Source organism: Xanthobacter versatilis (assembly GCF_043193975.1).
In the GTDB taxonomy this organism is placed as follows: Bacteria; Pseudomonadota; Alphaproteobacteria; order Rhizobiales; family Xanthobacteraceae; genus Xanthobacter; species Xanthobacter autotrophicus_E.
In genome coordinates this window covers 1-19,687 of record NZ_JBAFVB010000007.1, presented here as the reverse complement: position 1 = coordinate 19,687, position 19,687 = coordinate 1, and the positions used below count along the sequence as shown (strand labels likewise).

The window sequence follows — 19,687 nt, the reverse complement described above, 5'->3', positions numbered from 1 at the left end:
CCGTCCACCCTTGCGCCTTGCACCCCCCGGTCTCGGCGACGGCCAGGGTTGCAGCGCAGCGCTGCGCTCCAACCCAAGCCAAAAGGATCAAGATCATGACGAACAATGCACAGATCACGACCGTTCCCGAACATGGCGAAACGGTTTTCATCCCGCTCAACAAGCTCAAGAAGCACCCGAAGAACGCCCGGAAGACCCCGCACAGCGAGGCGTCTATCGAGGGGAAGGCGGCGAGCATCGCCGCCAAGGGTATCCTGCAAAACCTTGTGGTGGAGCCGGAGCTTGACGCGGAAGGCGAGCCGACCGGTTTCTATCTGGTCAGCGTCGGAGAAGGCCGCAGGCTGGCGCAGCTTCTGCGCGCCAAGCGCAAGGAGATCAAAAAGACCGAGCCGGTCCGCTGCGTCATCGACACGGCGAATGATGCCGCCGAGATCAGCCTTGACGAGAACGTCAACCGCGAAAACCTTCACCCTGCCGACGAGTTCGAGAAGTTCCGCGAGCTTTCCGAAGATCGCGGATGGGGCGCGGAGGAAATTGCGGCCCGGTTCGGCACGAGCGCGCATGTGGTGAAGCAGCGGCTTCGCCTTGGAGCCGTCAGCCCCAAGCTCATTCAGATTTACCGCGACGGCGGGCTGACCATGGACCAGTTGCAGGCGTTCGCCATCACCGACGATCACGACCGGCAGGAACAGGTTTACGAAAACCTGTCCTATAACAAGGAACCGTGGATCATCCGCCGCGATCTGACCGCGAGCAACGTGGCGGCTTCGGATCGGCGCGCGGTGTTTGTCGGGCCGGAAGCCTATACCGAGGCGGGCGGCTACATCATCCGCGACCTGTTCACCGAGGATCGCGGCGGCTTCTACGAGGATGCAGCGCTTCTGGACCGGCTTGCCCTCGACAAGCTGGAACGGATCGCCGCCGAGGTTCAGGAGGCCGAGGGATGGAAATGGGTTTCGGCCTATATCGACTGGCCCCACGCCCATGGCATGCGCCGCACCTATCCGCAGGGGGTGGAGCTATCCGAGGAGCAGGAAGCCGCCTACGATGCCGCGCAAGAGGAACTTGAGCACCTGTCGGCGGAATGGCAGGACGCGGACGAGGACCTGCCGCCCGAGGTGGATCAGCGCCTTGCGGAGCTTGAAGCCGAGATCGAGCGCATCGACGGGCTGCGCCATGCCTATGATCCCGACGAGATCGGGCGCGGCGGGGTTTTCGTGGTTCTGAACCATGACGGCGCCGTCCGCATCGAGCGCGGTTTCATCCGACCCGAGGACGAGGCCCCGGAACCGGAGGAAGAAGAAGGCGCGGACGGCGAAACCATCATCGACGGCGTTCGCGTTAACGGCGATGGCGAGATCATCGGAGAGGACGGCGAGTATGACGAGGACGGGAACCATGTTTCCGCGCTCGACATCGAGGACGAGGAAGCGGAGGAAGACGGCAAGCCGATTTCCGACCTTCTCATCCGCGACCTGACCGCCCACCGGACGCTTGGCCTGCGTCTCGCCCTTGGTGAGCAGCCGGACATGGCCTTGATCGCTGTCACCCATGCGCTCGCCGCGCAGACCTTCTATCGTGGTAGCGGGGAAGCGCATTGCCTCGAAATCCGTCCGATCAGCGCCAGCCTTGGCGGGCATGCGGATGGGATCGAGGACACGGCAGCGGCGAAGGCGCTGGCGGATCGTCATGCCGGATGGGCGGCGGACATGCCGCGCGACGTGTCGGACCTTTGGGGCTTCATTGCCGGGCTGGACCATGCCAGCGTCATGGCGCTGTTCGCCCATTGCGCCGCGCAGACCGTCAATGCGGTCAAGGTGCCGTGGGAGCAGCACAAGCGCCGCGCCTACGAAACGGCGGACAGGCTGGCGACGGCGGTTGCGCTTGACATGACGGCGCACTGGACGCCCACCGTGCGGGCCTATCTCGGTCGCGTGACCAAGGCTCATATCCTCGCCGCCGTGCGCGAACCCCTTGGCGACGAGGCAGCCGAGCGTATCGCGGGCAAGAAGAAGCCGGAGATGGCCGAAGCCGCCGAACGGCTTCTGGCCGGAACCGGATGGCTTCCGCCTCTGTTGCGCACCGAGCGGCCTGCGTGGCTGGCCGACGCGCAGCAGGAGGCACCCGCCATGGAGGCCGAAGTTCTGCCGGAGGCCGACAACGCCGAAACCGTGGAGGACGAGCCTTTCACCGTCGCGGCGGAATGAAGCACCGGCCGGGATCGCGTCAGCGGTCCCGGCCTTCAATTGGAAAAAAATCCGGCCGCGCGGCTACCCCGCGCGGCCGGATGACCTCGACAGATGAAGGACATAGAGGCACCTTTAGAGCGCGCAGCAGTTTTCGTAACGATTGCACGAAAGGCGGTGCAGTAGGACAAAGGTAAAGATCATGGTCGCAGTCATGTTCATGAGCGTAGCGCTGGTCGCGCTTCTTTGTGTCATCGCTTATACGCTCGCCGTCTATGCGCTGCCTTTCATGCTTGGTCTGACCGCCGCGCAATTCGCCTACCAGACCGGCTCCGGCCTGATCGGCGCGGGACTGGTCGGCCTGTTCGCCGCAGGCATTGCCTTCGGCGTTCTGGCGGTGCTGTTCGAGACGATTCGCATTCCCATCGTCCGCCTGATCGTCGCGCTGATCTTCGCCGCCCCCGCTGCCGTTGCGGGCTATGCGCTGGTCCATGGCGTCACCAAGGAAGCCGTGCCGTCCGACATCTGGCGGCAAATCTTCTGTGTCGTCGGAGGCGGTTTCGCGGGCATGTCCGCCTTGGCGCGGCTGGCGAGCGGCGTCGGCCAGCCCGCCAGATAGAGGGGCACCTAGCCGAAGCCCGCGACCACCGTTTCGATAGGCAGGAACAGCGTCCGGCTGTCCTCGGGATATTCGATGAACTCCGCGCAGCGCAGATAGAAGCGTCTGGCGGCATCGTCCTTGGCCTGGACCATCACAGCCCCAATGCCGATGCTTTGCGAGGCCAGCGCGATCCGGCGCAATGCGTCCGAAAGCAGGTCCGCGCCGAGACCCTTGCGCGCATGGTCAAGACTGACAGCCAGCCGACCGATGATCGAAACCGGAATCACGTCCGGGGCGTTGCGCCTCACCTTACCGGGAGCCGCTCCCCGTTCGACCGATCCCGCTGAAATGCAGAAATAGCCGACGACCCGATTGCCCTCGCACACGACGTATGTGCGCGAGAACCGGCTTTCGTTCTTCAAGGCCCGATGACGCAGCCAGTCATTCAGCACCGGCTCGCCGCAGTCGAACTCGGAAAGATCGTGTTCAGCAGCCAGGGGAACAGGAGGCGATAGCGGCAATTCGGGATCGTCCGCCGCTTCGTCTATTTCTGCCATGCCGGGGTCCGGCGTAGCAGAGCCTTGAGCTTAGGCCCCGGTGCAGGCGGATTGTCGAGCGCCCGCATGAAGGCGTCGTAGCGTTCCGGATCGAGTGTGAACAGGCGCTGGTCGAGCAGCACATCGACCGCCTGTCGCCTCGCGCTCTCCACCATGAACTCGGTGCGCGTCTTGCCGAGGACCGCCGCCGCATCGTCGATGAGCTGGCGGGTGTCGGTCTCGATCCGCAAGTTGATGCTGCCCTTGGCCTCGGACGTAGATGCGCGGGCCGCGACGGCAGGAGACGCGGAGCGGGTAGATTCGGAAGGGGCGAGACGAGTTTTTGCCATGACCGCAATATGGGTGAACGTATCTACAGTGTCAATACATGGAAATGTCGATAAGGTTTGGGCGTTGCCCTTCGGGCCGGGCTTTCGGCTTCGCCGGAACCACGCCGTCGGCGCGTTTCCGCCATTCGGCTTCAATCCCATAACGCGAAGGGTGGCGTCGGCCATTTCGCAGATAGCCCCATCCGGTTGAGCAAGGCTGTATCGGAAGGCCGGTCATGGTCGCCATGGCAAGCCTATGATGGGGTTGGGCTGTCCGTCCGCATCGACTGGCAGCCGGATCAGCGCTGGGAAGCTCGGATCATCCGCTTGGCACAGGCATGGCAGACGTCCCGCACGCGATGTTTCGGCCATACCGGATACGGCAGCATCGGCGAAGGTCAGCCGAAGCCGCACCCGCTGTCGCCCCCGCTGGCGATAGGCGAACGGCCTTGCCGGTCGGGTCAGGGAAGACGGCGGCCACAGAACCACGCAAGCATCCCCGATCCCGGCGAGGCGCGGGACGGGCGCCATTGCCGTATTCCCCTTGATTACCTGTTTGGGCGCTCCATCCGCGTCCTCGATTGGCACGGTCTGACCGAAGACCGCCGCCGCTGAAGCGGCGTCTCGCTCGTCTTCCCGCAACGTCCGTCGCCAACTTTTTTCCGCCGCCTTCGGCTTTGCATCGCGAGGCAAAAAAGCCGTCGCCGGCCGCCCTCCACTCCGTTCCAGCCCCGAGGGGTGCGGGGCCGATCGTCCCCGGTTTCACGACCACCATCGAGGTCGCAATGGTGCGACCCGACAGGAAAAGGAATACGACAATGGCGACCATCGGCACCTTCACCAAGAACGAAAACGGCGCGGGCTTCGCTGGCTCGGTCAAGACCCTGACCCTCAACGTCAAGGCCAAGTTCACCGCCACCGAGGGCGACAGCGAGCGCGGCCCCGACTTCCGCATCTTCGCCGGCGCCACCGAGTTCGGCGCGGCCTGGAAGAAGATCGCCCGCGAGACGCAGCGCGAATACCTCTCCGTCAAGCTGGACGATCCGAGCTTCCCGGCGCCGATCTACGCCAGCCTGGTCGAAGCCGAAGACGGAAGCGGTCACAACCTCATCTGGTCCCGCCGCAACGGCGACTAAGACCGGCCCCCGGAACAGCCCCGCTCACCCGAGCGGGGCTTCTTTTTTGCTCATGGCCGCCGCCTGTCAGGGAATACGGAGATCGGGATTCACGGCTCTCCGGTTTTCAGACTTGACGTATCCCGATCGGATCTTCTCCCCGGCTACCGCTTCACTCTGGCCGGGCTGTTGCTTGGGGGCGCCGCCCCCTGGCGCGGCGCAAGGGAGCCGTGACGGTATCCCCAGCCTTCCTCCACTTCGTTCCTCGTTCCGTGCAGGCCGGGTGATCCCCCTCCGTCACGGCCCCCTTGCGCCTTGCACCCCCCGGTCTCGGCGACGGCCAGGGTTGCAGCGCAGCGCTGCGCTCCAACCCAGACCCATAAGGATCAAGATCATGACCTATCATCACCTTGCCACCCGGTTCGGCCGCAATTCCCATCAGATCACCGGGCGGGAAGCGCTCGACAACGAAGCTCTTTACCGACACGTCCCGTCCATCTTCGCCCGCGAGGCGCATGACAGCCGCTCGGAGCGTTACGTCTATGTCCCCACCATCGACATCGTGGAGGGGTTGCGGCGGGAAGGATGGTTCCCGTTCTTCGCCGTGCAGTCCGTTCCGCGTGACGGCAGCCGCCACGGCCACGCCAAACATATGCTGCGCCTGCGCCGCGATGACGGCATTGGCAAGCAGGAGGCGGCGGAAGTCATCATCGTCAATTCCCATGACGGAACCAGCAGCTACCAGATGTTTGCCGGGATGTTGCGTTTCGTCTGCACCAACAGCCTTGTGGCGGGCGAGCGGTTTGAGGACGTTCGCGTCCCCCACAAGGGCAATATCCAGCATGACATTATCGAAGGCGTCTATACCGTTGCCGAGGACTTCCCGCGCCTGATCAACGCCAGCGAAACCATGAAGGAAATCCAGCTTGGCGAAGATGAGCGCCGCGTTCTGGCCGAGGCCAGCCTTGTCGCCCGCTACGGCGAAGAGGAAAGCCCCGTCCGCCCTGATCAGATCATCCAGCCGCGCCGCCGCGAGGATGCCGGACAAAGCCTCTGGATGACCTACAACACCATTCAGGAGAACATGATAAGAGGCGGCTTGCATGGGCAGCGGCGCAATGCCGAAGGCCGCATCCGCCGCAGCCAGACCCGCCCCATCAACGGCATCGACCAGAATGTGACCCTCAATCGCGCGCTCTGGACGCTGGCCGAGGGCATGCAGCGATTGAAGACGCGATGACCGTCATGCCGTAGAGCCGGAAAACCGGCTCTACGGCTTTCCGCTTTTCAGGCTTTGCGCTTCCACCATTTTTCCGCCGATCCGGCTTTGCGGATCGGCGGCGCGGCCATGCCCAAAACATAGCCGCCGCTCGCCGGGCTATGCCCGGCTCGCGAAGCAGGCTAAGCACGGTTAAGAAGAAAATAACTAATAAACTGATCGGGTTACTCGAACAAGGTTCCGTATCAAAGCAACTACAGTTAGCTCCCCAAATCCGGCAGGCTTCCCTTTCGGGCCTCTTCTGGATGCCCACGATTCGGAGGAAACGCCATGCTACGCATCGACTGGCGTTCACCGGCAGCCTATGGGGACATCAGACATCTTCCCGCTGCCGGTTTCGCTTGGGAATATCTTCGTCGCAATGACGAATATCGGCATGATTTCCAGACCATCGCCCTGACCGGAAAACCCGGTGCAAGGCAGTTGGAGAGATTTGCGCAACGCTGGGGGTTGCGATTTCCCGAGCGACCCCGACGCATCGCCTGATCAACTATCCCTGTTCTGGTCTCCACGCCTCCAGCCACAAGCGATCAAGCTCTCGCCTGCCGAACAAGAGGACGCAGAGACTGAGCCGATGGTCACGCTCGCCCATCTCGCCGGCCTTAACCTGCGCCGCGCGGCCGATGGCTGGCACGGCGTGTGGCAGATAGACGACATCACTCACCAGTTCTGGCTGTCCGATGCGGTGCCGAATACGGCGGCTTTCTATGCCGTGACTTTGCCGTTGGATTCATTTCTGGAGCTTCGCATCCACGCCACGCGGCGGCTCTGGCGATCCCTGGCCCGGCGACCACCTGGCCTGCCCATCGGTATCCTGCCCGAGCAACTCCGGGAATGGCACATCCTGTCCCTGCGCGCGCTGGATGCGAACCTGCGAGGCGAGAGCTACCGAACTATCGCGGAAGTCCTGCTCGGTTTCCGCGGCACCAAGGAGGATTTTGAAAGTGACCCGAGCAAGAACAAGGCGCGTCGCCTCGTCGCGCATGGCATCAGGATGATGCGCGGCGGCTATCGGCTCCTGCTGCACTATCCGGTCAAAGTCGGCAAGCGATAGCCCCACGGCATCACGCCTTGTTGGCGGCTGCCTGTTCCAGTATCCGCTTGTAGCCCTCGCGCGAGAGCCATTGCGCACGTTCGAGATGGCTTTGCCAGCACCGATAGCTGCGCAGTTCCTCCGCGACCGGATCGCGGTGGAGCACGATCTTAGCTACTTCCTTCCACTCCGCATCCTCAGCTTTGGCGTCGAGGAGCCGCAGATAGGTCACGAAATGCCGCTCGTCATATGTGGTGATCCCATCGCCCGTCGGCGCCACGTCATCCACATCGGGATCAAGTTCAACGGGAACCCGCATCGTCATTCCCCTTCCTTCAGGAGAGCGCCTGCGGTACGCCCCCGCAGATAAGACTCTCTGACTCCTGGTGATCGGGGAGTTAGTAACCGTGACTAGACGGCCCCATGGCCTTTAGCTCGGAGAGCCTGTTGTATACGCCACAGGCTCCCCGACCATAGGGTCAAGGAGTGTGGTGCCGTCACGGCCGGCACCAACCGCTAGTCAGGGGTTACTACGCCCCCGGAGCAGCGCGTCTGCTCCGTTGGCACATTTAGCCGACCCGCGCGCGATTGTCTCGACCAATTCCGCGCAACGCGCAATCACACGCTGAAATCTCTCGGCTTTTTCGGCCTGATAGTCGCCCTAGCAGGGGTGCCGCCAGCGCATAGGCTTAAATGCGGCACGCTACAGGCCGCCGGTCCTCCGCCACGGTTCGCCACAGCCCGCTGTCGCTTCCGACAGCCGCCTGTCTGACGAATCCGAGGTGATCCCATGGCCATTCGCAACGCGGACCTACCACCGCGACTTCTACGCACCAAGGAGGCCGCGCGCTTTCTCGGTATTTCGCTCCGCACCCTTGAGAAACACCGGACCTATGGCACCGGACCGCTCTATCGCAAGATCGGCGGCCGCGTCCTCTACGCCGTGCGCGATCTCGAAGCCTGGAGCGCAATCGGCACGCGCAAATCCACCCGCGACAAGAGCGCCGGCACGGTCTTTCCCGCGCGCCCGCTGACACCCGCAGAGCGGGATGAACTCTGAATGCTGCGCGACGACGATCATGTCCCGGCGCAGCCAAGCGACGCCAGCGAACGCACGCGCCTTGACCCCTTCGTGGTCGCGACCGGCGACGCCGCGCCGCGCGACCAGCGCGACTTGATGGAACGGCCCTTCTTCTCGCTGGCGAAGCGGCCGCGCACCGCGCCAATCCTCTACCGAGCGGCCGATGTCGAGGTGCAGGTGCTCGCCATGCCCGAGCACGGCATGGCGACGATCTGGGATGCCGATGTCCTGATCTGGGCCGCCTCGCAGATTGTCGCAGCCGAGAACAACGGCTTCCGCACGTCGCGCTTCTTTCGTTTCATGCCCTATCAGCTCCTGCGCGCCGTTGGGCGGGCGACGGGCAACCGCGACTATCTGTTGCTCAAGGCGGCGCTCGCGCGCCTGCAATCCACCGTCATCGCCACCACCATCCGCAACGGCAAGCATTGGCGTCGCCGTCAATTCTCCTGGATCAACGAATGGGAGGAGATGACGACGCGCGGCGGCCGCGTCGAAGGCATGGAATTCGTCCTGCCGGAATGGTTCTACAACAGCGTCATCGACCGCTCGCTGGTGCTCACCATCGACCCGGCCTATTTCCGGCTGACCGGCGGCATCGAGCGCTGGCTATATCGCGTCGCCCGCAAGCACGCCGGTCGCCAGCCCGAGGGCTGGGCGTTCGAGATTTCCCACCTTCACCAAAAATCCGGCAGCGCGGCACGGCCGTCCGACTTCGCGCTCGACTTGCGCCGGATCGCGAACCGCCAGCCGCTACCCGGCTATTGCCTTCAGATCGAATGGGAGGACGGGCGTGAATTGCTGCGCTTTCTCCCTGAAAAACAATTCACAGTGCCTGTGGACAAGCATGTGAATCCTATCGGGACATTAGGCGCACGCAGTATCGGGACATTAGGCGCAAATTTCGCGCGGGACTCTATAGAAGAATCTAACAGAGAATCTAACTCTTCTTCTTTGACGCGCGCGCACGCGATCCGTGGTGCCGGTGCCACCCGGCGAGGTGCGCCATGATCGTCGCGCTCCTCAACCAGAAGGGCGGCGTCGGCAAGACCACGCTGGCGCTCCATCTCGCCGGAGCCTGGGCCGCTCAGGGACGGCGCGTCATCCTGATCGACGCCGACCCGCAAGGCTCCGCGCTCGACTGGTCGCAGACGCGCAGCCATGAGGGCCTGCCGAGGCTGTTCAGTGTCATCGGCCTAGCCCGTGACACCTTGCACCGCGAAGCCCCGGAGCTGGCGCGTGACGCCGATGTCGTCGTCATCGACGGGCCTCCCCGCGTCGCCGGTCTCATGCGCTCGGCGCTGCTCGCCGCCGATCTGGTGCTGATCCCGGTGCAGCCGTCCCCCTTCGACGGCTGGGCCTCGGCCGAGATGCTGGCGCTGCTCAGGGACGCGCGGATCTATCGGCCCGAGTTGGCGGCGCGGTTCATCCTCAACCGTTGCGGCGCACGCACCGTCATCGCTCGCGAGACGGCCGAGACGTTGGCCGAACACGACCCGCCTTTGCTCGCCACGACCATCGGCCAGCGCGTCGTCTTCGCCGACGCCGCGCGGTCCGGCCGGCTTGCCAGCGAGATCGATGGCGACAGCCCCGCCGCACGCGAGATCGCGGCGCTGGCCACCGAGATTGGCCGGCTGCGCATCGGGAGGACCGCGCCATGACCCGTGCGCCCGGAAAGTCTCGCTTCGCCTCGCGTCCGCGCGATCCCGAAAGCTGGATCAAGGCGGCCGACGCGCCGCCGGACAGCAAAGCCGCCGGCGAAGCGTTCACCGCCCGCCTGACCATCGACATCACGCCGGGGCTACGCGGCCGCATCAAGGTCGCGGCCTTCCGGCGCGGCATCACCGTCACCGACATGCTGCGCGGCCTTCTCGCGCGTGAGTTTTCACACTCCGAAGGAGATCCGACATGACCGGCAGTGCTCCCCGCCGCATGCACGGGCGTCCGCTGCTGGACGGACCCGCGCCATTCACCACACTCGTCGAGCTGACCTTCGATAAGCGCAAGGTCGAGCAGTGGATACGGTTCGGCCGCAAGAGCTACGAACAGATCATCGACCGCCGCCGCAGCGTCGTCGGCTTCGCGCCGAACAGCGTCTTCGCCTTCGTCCGCTGGGCGGCTGGCGAGCACGGCACGATCATTTCCCGGCTCGACATCGTGCGCGCTATCGGTCGCGGCGAGCCGTTCCAGACGTTGCCCTTCGTCCGGCCAGGCGGCGACATCCTGTTGCGGCTCGACGGCTGGCCGAAGGTGCAGCGCGCGCTTGCCGTCATCGACGCCGTGGAAGCGCTCGGCCTCAATCCGGTCGACGTATCGCCGGACTACTGGCGGCACGCGCACAACCGCCTGACTGCCAATCTGGAGCCGAGCGACTACACGCCGGAGCGACATGCGGCATGGATCGGGCGTCGGAGAATCGACCCGTGACGCGCCGCCGCTATGTCGCCGTCACGGCGCTGGCCGTTCTCGGCATCGCCACCGCAAGCGCGGTCGAGACGCCGACGAAACTCATCTGGAACGCAACCGCCAGCGCGCCGGTCGGCTTCTACACCGTCGAGCCGGCCGCCCGGATCGAGGTGCCCGATCTTGTCGCCGTCATGCCACCCGGCCCGCTCGCCACCTTTATGGTCGGGCGCGGCTATGTCGGGCGCGGTGTGCCTCTGTTGAAGCGCGTCGTCGGCCTGCCAGGGCAGCGGGTTTGCCGCGCCGGCCGCGCGATCACGGTTGACGGGATCGAGATGGCCGAGGCGCTGGAGCGCGACCGGATCGGCCGCGATCTGCCCGTCTGGCAGGGCTGCCGCACCGTCGCTCCCGGCGAAATTTTCCTCCTGAATTGGGAGGTCCGCGACAGCCTCGACGGCCGCTACTTCGGACCCATCCCCACAGCTTCCGTCATCGGTCGGGCAGTCCCGCTCTGGACCGATGAGGAAGGCGTCGGCCGCTACGAGTGGCGCGCGCCGACGCACTGACTTCGCGCTTCCCCCACCAACAAGGAGACTGACAATGCCTGCCAATATCTTTGAACCTACCGCCAACGGCTACGCCGGCCGCGTCAGGCTGTTCGGAATCGACGAGGCAATCACGCTTGTCGAAACCGAACCGAGCGACGCCGACAATGCGCCGGCCTATCGCATCCACCTCGACGACGAGGACGGCCCCGACATTGGCGGCGCGTGGAAACGTGTCGGCGAACGCGCCGGAGACTACATCGCCCTGGAGATCGACAGCCCACTTTTCCCCGCGCTGTTTCGCCCGGCGCTGTTCCAGGCCGACGACGAGGGGCGCACCTTCCGGCTGGCGTGGAAACGACCGAAGGCGCGCGAGGACCGGAGCTGATCGGTGCGCGTTCCTCCCATCCCTTTGTTCGCGGGAAATCCGTCTCATCCCTTCGTCCCGCTCGACGACCAGACGGCCGGCGCGCGCAGCGAAGGTCAAGGGCGGCCCCCGGCCGGCGCTTCGCGCGCACCCTTTACCGAAGCGAGCACGCTGGCAGGCTGGCGTCGTGGTGGAGACAGGGCGGCATGGCGTTGTGCCTTTCTGTTGCTCGCCGGGGCGCTTTTCGTCTGCATGGGATCGGGCGTCGTGGTCGCGCAATCCGCGTCGGTCGCGCTCCTGATTGCCGCCGATCCCCATGCGGACCACATCGCGGAGGCGTCGCAGCGGTTCGGCATCCCCGAACGCTGGATTCGCGCCGTGCTGCGCGCCGAGAGCGCGGGCGACGTGCGCGCGGTTTCGTCAGCCGGGGCGATGGGATTGATGCAGGTTATGCCCGACACATGGGCCAGCTTGCGCGTCCGCTATCGGCTCGGCCGCGATCCCTACCAACCGCGTGACAACATCCTAGCAGGCACGGCCTACATGCGTGAAATGTGGGATCGCTACGGCAACGTCCCGGCCATGCTCGCCGCTTATAACGCTGGTCCCGGCCGTTATGACGAGCACCGTTCGACCGGCCGCCCGCTGCCCGCCGAAACCCGCGCCTATGTCGCGACGCTTGCGCCGATCCTTGGCGGCGTGGCGGCGTCCGATGCACCAGCTCGCCAGGCTGCACCGCCGCCCGACTGGCGCGAAGCACCGCTCTTTATCGTGCGCCCGAATGACAGCTGGGCCGCCATCATGCCGTTGTCCGAGACGCAATCCGGTGATGCTCGCGCGACCGTTCCGGTGCGCGATCAGACCGCTACGGAGCCGCAAGACGGCAGCATTTTTGTTGCCCGCGCGAGCGTCGGGGATACGCCATGAAGGTGGCGTTCCCGCGTTCGGCGGCGCTCGTTCCGGTGTGCAGGCAGGCAGGTTTGCGCTTAGCGGCATACCGGGCCGAAAGGGCAGAAGGGATCGAAGGAGCGGAGGGCAAGATAAAGGAACATGGCACCACGTCGCCAATGTTCTCGAAATTGTTGTTGTCTGCACACTGGTTAGGGGAGCCGCGAGCGGCACCCTGTTTTTGGATGGCGCGAGCCGTGATCTTGCGCAAAGCCTTGGCTTTGCTTGGTTTATACTGGCACCATGGCCGCCGATCGCGCGATTTCCCGGGGTTTTGGCCGGAGGCGCAGCCATGAACGCCGACGACGAGAACCGCTTCCGGCCCAAGCCCGGTCGCATCCGATCCGACACGCCGAAGGCGGGCAAGGCCAAGAGCTTCCTGACCCAGGCGAAGAAGCTCGCGCGCCAGCACAGCAATACCCATCCCGAATACGCGCCGCGTCTCGGCTCACGCACGGCCGCGAAATCCACCGCCAAGGGTGGCAAGGCCGCGCAAGCGTCCGGCGGTCCTGGCGTCCGGCGAGGCCGTGGCGCGGCCTTCGTTCGCGCCCGCACCTTGTCGGGCGGCTGGCGGCACAGCGCGCCGGGAATACGCCGCGTCGTCGTCAAAACCCGCTACGTCCAGCAGGCTGGGAAGAACGGCAAGGCTGCCGCCCATCTGCGCTACATTCAGCGCGACGGCACCTCGCGCGACGGCGAGCGCGGCCAGCTTTATTCGGCGACCGAGGACCGCGCCGATGGCGACGCCTTCCTCGATCGCGGCAAGGAGGACCGGCACCAGTTCCGGTTCATCGTCTCGCCGGAGGACGGCGCGGACCTGACCGATCTGACCGCGCACACCCGCGATCTCATGCGCCAGATCGAGGCCGACCTTGGTACGAAGCTCGATTGGATCGCGGTCAACCACTACAACACCGGCCATCCCCATGTGCATGTCATCGTGCGCGGCAAGGACGACCTCGGCGAGAACCTTGTCGTCAACGGCGACTATCTCGCCAACGGCATCCGCGAGCGCGCGAGCGAGCTTGCGACGCTCGAGCTCGGCCCAGTGACCGAGATCGAGCAGACCCGCAAACTCTCGGCCGAGATCGATCAGGACCGTTTCACCCGCATCGACCGGGCGATGACCGAGGAAGCCGAAGACCGCTTCCTCGATCTGCGCCGCGAACCCGAGGACCCACGCCGCCAGTTCGACCGGACGCTGCGACTGCGCCGCCTGGGCAAGCTGGAGCAGATGGGCCTCGCCACGGAACACGCGCCCGGCGTCTGGGAGTTGAGCGAACAGATGGAATCGACCCTGCGCGGACTGGGCGAGCGCGGCGACATCATCCGCAACATGCACAAGGCGTTGAAGGCCGATGGCCTGGAGCGCGATCCCATGACCTTCCATATCCATGACGGGTCGCCCCAGACGCCAATCGTGGGCCGCGTCGTGGATAAGTATCTGACTGACGAATTGGGCGAGAACCTGACCGTCGTGGTGGATGGGATCGACGGCCGCACGCATCATTTCGCCGGCATCGACCCGGCCCGCGTCGAAGACGCGCGGATCGGCAGCATCGTTGAGATCGGCCCGGCCGACACCACGCAGCGCCCGTCCGACCGGACCATTGCCGCCATTGTCGAGGATGGCGTCTATCGCCCGAGCCGCCATCTGGAGCATGCGAAGTTCGAGGGGCGCGTTCCGGGCGGCGACTATGAGGGCTTTGTCGATGCCCATGTCCGCCGGCTGGAGGCGCTGCGTCGGGCCGGGATCGTCGAACGGATCGACGCCGACCAGTGGCGTATCCCCGAAGATTTTGAGAGCCGCGCCGCCGCATATGATGCCGGTCGCAATCGGCAGGCCAGCATTCGCGTCATCTCGACATTCAATCTGGAAAGCCAGATCGGGTCCGATGGTGCGACCTGGCTCGACCGGCGGCTGGTTACGCCTGACGCATCGGATCTCGCTCCCGCCGGCTTCGGGCAACAGGTGCGCGAGGCCATGAACCAGCGCCGGGAACATCATATCGAACAGGGCGACGCGACCCGCAGTCGAGACGGCCGCATCTTCTACCGACGCAATCTTCTCGCCACCCTGCGCGAGCGCGAGGTTGCAAGCGTCGGCGCGGAGATCGCCGCGAGCAAGGCGCTGCCGTTCCGTGCCGCCACGGACGGCGAGAGCGTGAGCGGCAAGTTCACCGGCACCGTGCAGCTATCCAGCGGCAAGTTCGCCGTCGTGGAGAAGAGCCACGAGTTCACCCTTATCCCGTGGCGGCCGGTCATCGACCGCCAGCTTGGCCGGGAGGTCATGGGCGTCGTGCAGGGCGGATCAGTGTCCTGGCAGCTCGGGAAAGCTCGGGGCTTGGCACTTTAGGTAGAGACTTGCCCCTCCCTAGCCACTCAAAAAAAGGCTTGAACCTCACGTGACGTGAGGTTGTATCCTGCCCAACGTCCAAAGCGATTGGAGGGCATGCATGCGGAGTCGTCGATGGCGCGTTGGCGAATTGGCAAGCGCCACGGGCACGACCGTCCGCGCCTTGCATCACTATGAGGAAGCCGGACTGCTTGCCGCAGCCGAGCGCACCAGCGGCGATCATCGCCTATACGACGAAGCCGGTGTCGAGCGACTTTACCGAATCCGTGCACTTCGCGGGCTCGGAATGTCGCTTGAAGAAATCAAGAAGGCGATTGAGGACGGCTCCATACTTGCCGATCTCCTGCGAACACACTTGAACCGAGTAGAGTTGGAAGTCGATCGCATTGTACGCCTGCGTGATCGACTTCGCAGCATCACACAGTCGGGGAAGCAAGTTAGCGCTGACGACTTGCTCGCAACATTAGACGCGATGTCTTGCGTAGAGAGGCATGTCCATGCACGCCGACGGAAGAAGAAAGCGAACGATAGCGATGTCGAATCGCAGTGGCGGATTCTAGCAGACCAACTCCGCGCCTGCATGAGCGGCGGTGAGCGTCCGTCGAGTAAGCGAACAATCGCGCTCGCTTCGCAGGCGCGTTCGCTGATGAAGTCTTTCGCGGACGGTGATGCAGAGGTTCTTAGCGCTCTAGCACGGTTACGAATAGCCGACCCTCCTAGAGACCTTGCGGGTTGGACCCCCGATCTCATTCGCTATCTAGATCGCGCCTTGGCGGCCTTGGATAAGCATCTCACCACTAAACTCGAACCGTAGGACTAATGAGGAATGTTGAACGAACAGATTGCTAAGGCTGTAGGCCCGGCGCACATAGACATCGCCTATGAGCAGCGAGGAAACGCAGGCGACCCTGCGGTTCTACTCATCATGGGACTTGCCGGACAGCTTGTGCACTGGCCCACCAGATTTCTAGATGAATTGGTCTCCCGTGGATTTCATGTCATCCGTTTTGACAATCGGGACTCCGGTCATTCGACTCATCTGCACGACGCGCCGAAGCCCGATCTCGCAGCGGCGTTTGCCGGAGACCTTTCCTCTGTCTCCTACACGCTATCCGATATGGCTGCCGATGCTGTCGGACTACTCGATTTTCTTGGCATAGAAGCGGCGCACGTAGTCGGAGCATCCATGGGCGCAGCAATTGCACAGACCATGGCCATCGAGCATCCAGCTCGTGTTCGCACACTTACTTCGATGATGTTCAGCACGGGAGGCAAAGGTGTCGGTCTGATGCATCCTGAAGCACAGGCCCTTTTTACCGACTCGCCGCCAACCACTCGGGAAGAAGCTATCGAACAGGCTATTCGTAGGGCGCCTAAGGTTAGATCGCCAGCTTATCCGACCCCGCCGCAGGAGATTGCAAATATCACAGGGCAGGCATGGGATCGTGACCATGACATACTCGCCACTGCACGCCAATCGGTTGCAACTGTCGCATCCGGGGATCGAACTGAAATGCTGCGTGGCGTAGCTGTCCCGACTCTTGTCATTCACGGAACAAAGGACACGATATGCGACGTGAGTGGAGGCCAAGCTACTGCTGCGGCGATTCCCGGCGCTGAACTCGTGCTCTTTGAGGGTATGGCCCATGATTTTCCCGCCGCGTTAGCGGGTCGCATTGCCGACTGCATTGCCGCCACGGTCCAACGCGGCAAGAAGCGCTAGGCGAGTGTGCCGATGGCCAACCTCAGTGTCTTGAGATGAGGGAGTTCGGAAGAGTTGGTCATCGGCTCTCAGCAACCCCGTCATCTTCGCACAACTGGTCGGGCATCTATGCTCGGCTCACGCATCAACCTGCCATCGCTGATACAGACGCTCGCCGTCGCCGAGCATTTGAATTTTCGCCATGCGGCCCATGCGCTCGGCGTCAGCCTGTCGAGCGTCAGCACCCGCGTAAAGGCGCTGGAGGAAGACCTTGGTGTCCTGTTGTTCGAGCGCCATGCGCGAGGCGTCCGGCTGACGGAAGCCGGTCGCCGCTTCGTCGAGCATGTAGCGGTGGGCGTCGATCAAATCGACCATGCCGTGAAAACGGCTGGCATGGCGGCATCGGGGGAGTGCGGCCGCCTGCGCCTCGGCGTTCATGCCTTCATCCCCGGTAGCTTCCTCGCAGAGTTGATCGAGCGATACCGCACCGAGCATCCAGGCATCGAAGTCGAGATCACGGAAGGCACGGCCCGCGATGCCGTCATGCAGCTTCGCGCCGACCGGCTGGACATCGTGTTCGTAGCCGGCAGGCCCGAACTGCCCGATTGCCATGCCCGGCGAATCTGGACCGAACCGCTTCTGGCCGCGCTGCCGGAGCGGCATCCACTCGCCGGACAGTCCACCGTCACATGGGCCGACCTTGCAGGTGAGACCTTCCTCGTCCGCTATGGCGGCACCGGGCCGCAGGTGCATGACCATATCGTGCTGCGCCTCGCCGGGCGCTGGTCGGCGCCGTCGATCCTTCGTTTCGATGTCGAGCGCGGCACGCTGCTGTCGATGGTCGGACAAGGCTTCGGCATCACCGTCACGGGTGCGGCAACGTCGCTTCTGCAAACATCAGGCGTTGTTTTCTTGTCCATCACGGATGAGCCCGAGCCAGTTGCATTCTCGGCCATCTGGTCGCCGTTCAATCAAGGCGCGGCCCTCCGAAACCTGCTCACCCTTGCCAGCGAAATGGCCCGGCAAGTCCGCACCGGCTGAATTTCTCCGCGATTCGTTTCGACCATCCTTGTAAGACACCAGCGCGGGCGGCTGCCCTGACGCAACCCGTCCTATTTGCCGCCGATAGTATCCGGCAGCCCTCCCGCATCATCTTTCCTGTTGCCTGTCCCGATTTTGCCTACTCTCTGATCGGCTCCGTCTCTTTTGCCGACTGGAGTCCGTATGCGCGGAGGCCGAATCCTATGGGGTCAGATCGCCGTGGTTTTCACCATCGTTGTGGTGACGACGTGGGCGGCGACGCAATGGACCGCCTGGCGGCTCGGCTTTCAATCCCAACTCGGCAATCCATGGTTCGAGTTGGCCGGCTGGCCGATCTACTATCCGCCTGCACTGTTCTGGTGGTGGTATGCTTTCGACGCCTATGCGCCTTCGATCTTTGTCGAGGGCGGCGGCATCGCGGCGTCGGGCGGCCTCACGGCCATAGCCGCCGCCATCCTCATGTCGATCATTCGGGCGCGGGAAGCCCGAAACGTCGCGACCTATGGTTCGGCGCGATGGGCGGAGGACAGGGAAATCCGCACCGCCGGATTGCTCGGCCCCGATGGCATCGTGCTCGGCCGCTACGACTGCGACTACCTGCGCCACGACGGGCCGGAACACGTCCTATGTTTCGCGCCGACGCGCAGCGGCAAGGGTGTCGGCTTGGTCGTTCCCACCTTATTGACATGGCCGGGCTCGGCCATCGTCCACGACATCAAGGGCGAGAACTGGACTCTGACAGCAGGCTTCCGGGCGAAGCACGGCCGCGTCCTGTTGTTCGATCCGACCAACGCCAAATCCTCGGCCTACAACCCGCTGCTGGAGGTGCGGCAGGGTGAATGGGAAGTCCGCGACGTGCAGAATATCGCAGACATATTGGTCGATCCCGAAGGCAGCCTCGACAAACGAAACCACTGGGAAAAGACATCGCATTCGCTGCTTGTCGGCGCGATCCTGCATGTCCTCTACGCGGAGAAGGACAAGACGCTGGCAGGCGTCGCCAACTTCCTGTCCGATCCACGCCGTCCGGTGGAAGCCACCTTACGCGCGATGATGGACACGCCGCATCTCGGAGAAGCCGGCGTCCATCCCGTCATCGCGTCGTCGGCGCGAGAACTGCTGAACAAGTCCGAGAACGAGCGGTCGGGCGTGTTGAGCACGGCCATGTCGTTCCTGGGCTTATATCGCGATCCTGTCGTGGCCCGTGTAACGGCACGCTGCGACTGGCGCATCGCCGATCTGGTCGGCACCCTGGAGCCGGTCACGCTCTACCTCGTTGTGCCGCCCTCCGACATCAACCGCACCAAGCCTCTCATCCGGCTCATCCTCAACCAGATCGGGCGCAGGCTGACCGAGGAATTGCATACGTCCGGCAAGCGTCATCGCCTGCTCTTGATGCTCGACGAGTTTCCGACGCTCGGTCGTCTCGACTTCTTTGAATCCGCGCTGGCCTTCATGGCCGGTTACGGCCTCAAGAGCTTTTTGATCGCGCAGTCGCTCAACCAGATCGAACGCGCTTATGGGCCGAATAACTCGATCCTCGACAACTGCCATGTCCGCGTCGCCTTCGCCACCAACGATGAGCGCACGGCGAAACGGATCAGCGATGCGCTCGGCACCGCGACCGAGCTACGAGATTCCACCAACTACGCTGGGCACCGACTCGCGCCGTGGTTAGGGCATCTCATGGTCTCGCGACAGGAGACTGCCCGGCCGCTCATGACGCCCGGAGAGATCATGCAGCTTCCGCCGACCGAGGAAATCGTCATGGTCGCCGGCACGCCGCCGATCCGGGCAAAGAAGGCGCGCTACTTCGAGGACGCACGGTTTCAGGAACGCCTCCTACCGCCGCCCGATCTGGCATCCGTTCCGTCCGCGCCAAACCCATCATCCGACGACTGGTCGAGCCGCGTAGTGACGGCAGCAAAGGCCACGCACACGACCGCAAACAGTGGGAGCGAGGGCGATCCTGACAATGCCGGCATCCGCCGCGAGCCGGAATTGCCCGAGCATGAGGAAATCGTTGCGCTGCCACACCCGCCCGACCAGGAGTTCGATTTGCTGGACGACGAACCGGACGTTGACGCGGCCAAGGCTCGCGCCATGCGTTCGCGTATGCGGACGGTGGCGCGGCAAGCCTCGCTCGACCCCGGCGACGGCATCGAGCT

22 protein-coding genes are annotated in these 19,687 nt (G+C 64.2%); 19 read left to right on the top strand and 3 right to left on the bottom strand.

Annotated elements, in window-relative coordinates:
- Positions 1-95 precede the first annotated feature (95 nt).
- Together V5F66_RS14545 and V5F66_RS14540 are read left to right on the top strand one after the other, a co-directional pair.
- Positions 96-2,207: a ParB/RepB/Spo0J family partition protein gene (locus V5F66_RS14545; protein WP_394094199.1), complete on the top strand. Its 2,112-nt coding sequence runs from the start codon at positions 96-98 to the stop codon at positions 2,205-2,207.
- Between the two features lie 181 nt (positions 2,208-2,388).
- Positions 2,389-2,805, top strand: a complete 417-nt coding sequence (locus tag V5F66_RS14540) for a hypothetical protein (RefSeq protein ID WP_100079113.1) — start codon at positions 2,389-2,391, stop codon at positions 2,803-2,805.
- Positions 2,806-2,813: 8 nt separating this feature from the next.
- Here V5F66_RS14540 and V5F66_RS14535 read toward each other — a convergent pair whose 3' ends face one another.
- Both V5F66_RS14535 and V5F66_RS14530 read right to left on the bottom strand, forming a co-directional pair.
- Positions 2,814-3,344 carry a GNAT family N-acetyltransferase gene (locus V5F66_RS14535; protein ID WP_100079112.1) on the bottom strand — a complete coding sequence of 177 codons (531 nt, stop codon included), beginning with the start codon at positions 3,342-3,344 and terminating at the stop codon, positions 2,814-2,816.
- Positions 3,332-3,673, bottom strand: coding sequence for a type II toxin-antitoxin system TacA family antitoxin (locus V5F66_RS14530; protein WP_100079340.1), 342 nt, complete (start codon positions 3,671-3,673; stop codon positions 3,332-3,334). The genes V5F66_RS14535 and V5F66_RS14530 overlap by 13 nt, the downstream gene beginning before the upstream one ends.
- Before the next feature lie 797 nt (positions 3,674-4,470).
- Between V5F66_RS14530 and V5F66_RS14525 the strand changes: the two genes are divergently transcribed.
- The 4 genes from V5F66_RS14525 (at position 4,471) to V5F66_RS14510 (ending at position 7,100) form a co-directional block, all read left to right on the top strand.
- The gene (locus V5F66_RS14525) at positions 4,471-4,788 is read left to right on the top strand and encodes a DUF736 domain-containing protein (RefSeq protein ID WP_100079111.1); all 318 of its coding nucleotides are present in this window, start codon (positions 4,471-4,473) and stop codon (positions 4,786-4,788) included.
- A gap of 373 nt (positions 4,789-5,161) precedes the next feature.
- Positions 5,162-6,007: a DUF932 domain-containing protein gene (locus V5F66_RS14520; RefSeq protein ID WP_100079110.1), complete on the top strand. Its 846-nt coding sequence runs from the start codon at positions 5,162-5,164 to the stop codon at positions 6,005-6,007.
- 309 nt (positions 6,008-6,316) lie between these two features.
- On the top strand, positions 6,317-6,532 hold the full coding sequence (locus V5F66_RS14515; protein ID WP_100079109.1) for a transcriptional regulator domain-containing protein: 216 nt from the start codon (positions 6,317-6,319) through the stop codon (positions 6,530-6,532).
- An 88-nt stretch (positions 6,533-6,620) separates the two neighbouring features.
- Entirely contained in the window at positions 6,621-7,100 is a 480-nt protein-coding gene (locus V5F66_RS14510) for a DUF2285 domain-containing protein (protein WP_100079108.1), read from the top strand.
- Positions 7,101-7,110: 10 nt separating this feature from the next.
- Here V5F66_RS14510 and V5F66_RS14505 read toward each other — a convergent pair whose 3' ends face one another.
- Entirely contained in the window at positions 7,111-7,398 is a 288-nt protein-coding gene (locus tag V5F66_RS14505; RefSeq protein WP_100079339.1) for a DNA -binding domain-containing protein, read from the bottom strand.
- Positions 7,399-7,869: 471 nt separating this feature from the next.
- Here V5F66_RS14505 and V5F66_RS14500 point away from each other — a divergent pair, with 471 nt between their 5' ends.
- The 13 genes from V5F66_RS14500 to V5F66_RS14440 form a co-directional block, all read left to right on the top strand.
- Positions 7,870-8,139 carry a helix-turn-helix transcriptional regulator gene (locus tag V5F66_RS14500; RefSeq protein WP_100079107.1) on the top strand — a complete coding sequence of 90 codons (270 nt, stop codon included), beginning with the start codon at positions 7,870-7,872 and terminating at the stop codon, positions 8,137-8,139.
- Entirely contained in the window at positions 8,140-9,168 is a 1,029-nt protein-coding gene (locus V5F66_RS14495; RefSeq protein WP_100079106.1) for a replication initiator protein A, read from the top strand.
- Entirely contained in the window at positions 9,165-9,818 is a 654-nt protein-coding gene (gene parA / locus V5F66_RS14490; protein WP_100079105.1) for a ParA family partition ATPase, read from the top strand. The genes V5F66_RS14495 and parA overlap by 4 nt, the downstream gene beginning before the upstream one ends.
- Positions 9,815-10,069 carry a hypothetical protein gene (locus tag V5F66_RS14485; protein WP_100079104.1) on the top strand — a complete coding sequence of 85 codons (255 nt, stop codon included), beginning with the start codon at positions 9,815-9,817 and terminating at the stop codon, positions 10,067-10,069. The genes parA and V5F66_RS14485 overlap by 4 nt, the downstream gene beginning before the upstream one ends.
- Entirely contained in the window at positions 10,066-10,584 is a 519-nt protein-coding gene (locus tag V5F66_RS14480; protein WP_100079103.1) for a DUF2840 domain-containing protein, read from the top strand. Before V5F66_RS14485 ends, V5F66_RS14480 begins: the two co-directional genes overlap by 4 nt.
- Complete coding sequence (locus tag V5F66_RS14475; protein ID WP_100079102.1) at positions 10,581-11,126, top strand: S26 family signal peptidase; 546 nt, start codon at positions 10,581-10,583, stop codon at positions 11,124-11,126. Before V5F66_RS14480 ends, V5F66_RS14475 begins: the two co-directional genes overlap by 4 nt.
- A gap of 34 nt (positions 11,127-11,160) precedes the next feature.
- On the top strand, positions 11,161-11,493 hold the full coding sequence (locus V5F66_RS14470; protein WP_100079101.1) for a DUF736 domain-containing protein: 333 nt from the start codon (positions 11,161-11,163) through the stop codon (positions 11,491-11,493).
- Positions 11,494-11,496: 3 nt separating this feature from the next.
- Positions 11,497-12,399 carry a lytic transglycosylase domain-containing protein gene (locus tag V5F66_RS14465; protein ID WP_100079100.1) on the top strand — a complete coding sequence of 301 codons (903 nt, stop codon included), beginning with the start codon at positions 11,497-11,499 and terminating at the stop codon, positions 12,397-12,399.
- Positions 12,302-14,776 carry a relaxase/mobilization nuclease domain-containing protein gene (locus tag V5F66_RS14460; protein WP_341769962.1) on the top strand — a complete coding sequence of 825 codons (2,475 nt, stop codon included), beginning with the start codon at positions 12,302-12,304 and terminating at the stop codon, positions 14,774-14,776. Before V5F66_RS14465 ends, V5F66_RS14460 begins: the two co-directional genes overlap by 98 nt.
- 100 nt (positions 14,777-14,876) lie before the next feature.
- On the top strand, positions 14,877-15,590 hold the full coding sequence (locus V5F66_RS14455; RefSeq protein WP_100079098.1) for a MerR family transcriptional regulator: 714 nt from the start codon (positions 14,877-14,879) through the stop codon (positions 15,588-15,590).
- Between the two features lie 12 nt (positions 15,591-15,602).
- On the top strand, positions 15,603-16,499 hold the full coding sequence (locus V5F66_RS14450; protein WP_100079097.1) for an alpha/beta fold hydrolase: 897 nt from the start codon (positions 15,603-15,605) through the stop codon (positions 16,497-16,499).
- Positions 16,500-16,607: 108 nt separating this feature from the next.
- The gene (locus tag V5F66_RS14445; RefSeq protein WP_100079096.1) at positions 16,608-17,519 is read left to right on the top strand and encodes a LysR family transcriptional regulator; all 912 of its coding nucleotides are present in this window, start codon (positions 16,608-16,610) and stop codon (positions 17,517-17,519) included.
- 183 nt (positions 17,520-17,702) lie between these two features.
- On the top strand, positions 17,703-19,687 hold a 1,985-nt coding region (locus V5F66_RS14440; RefSeq protein ID WP_100079095.1), incomplete at its 3' end, for a conjugal transfer protein TraG.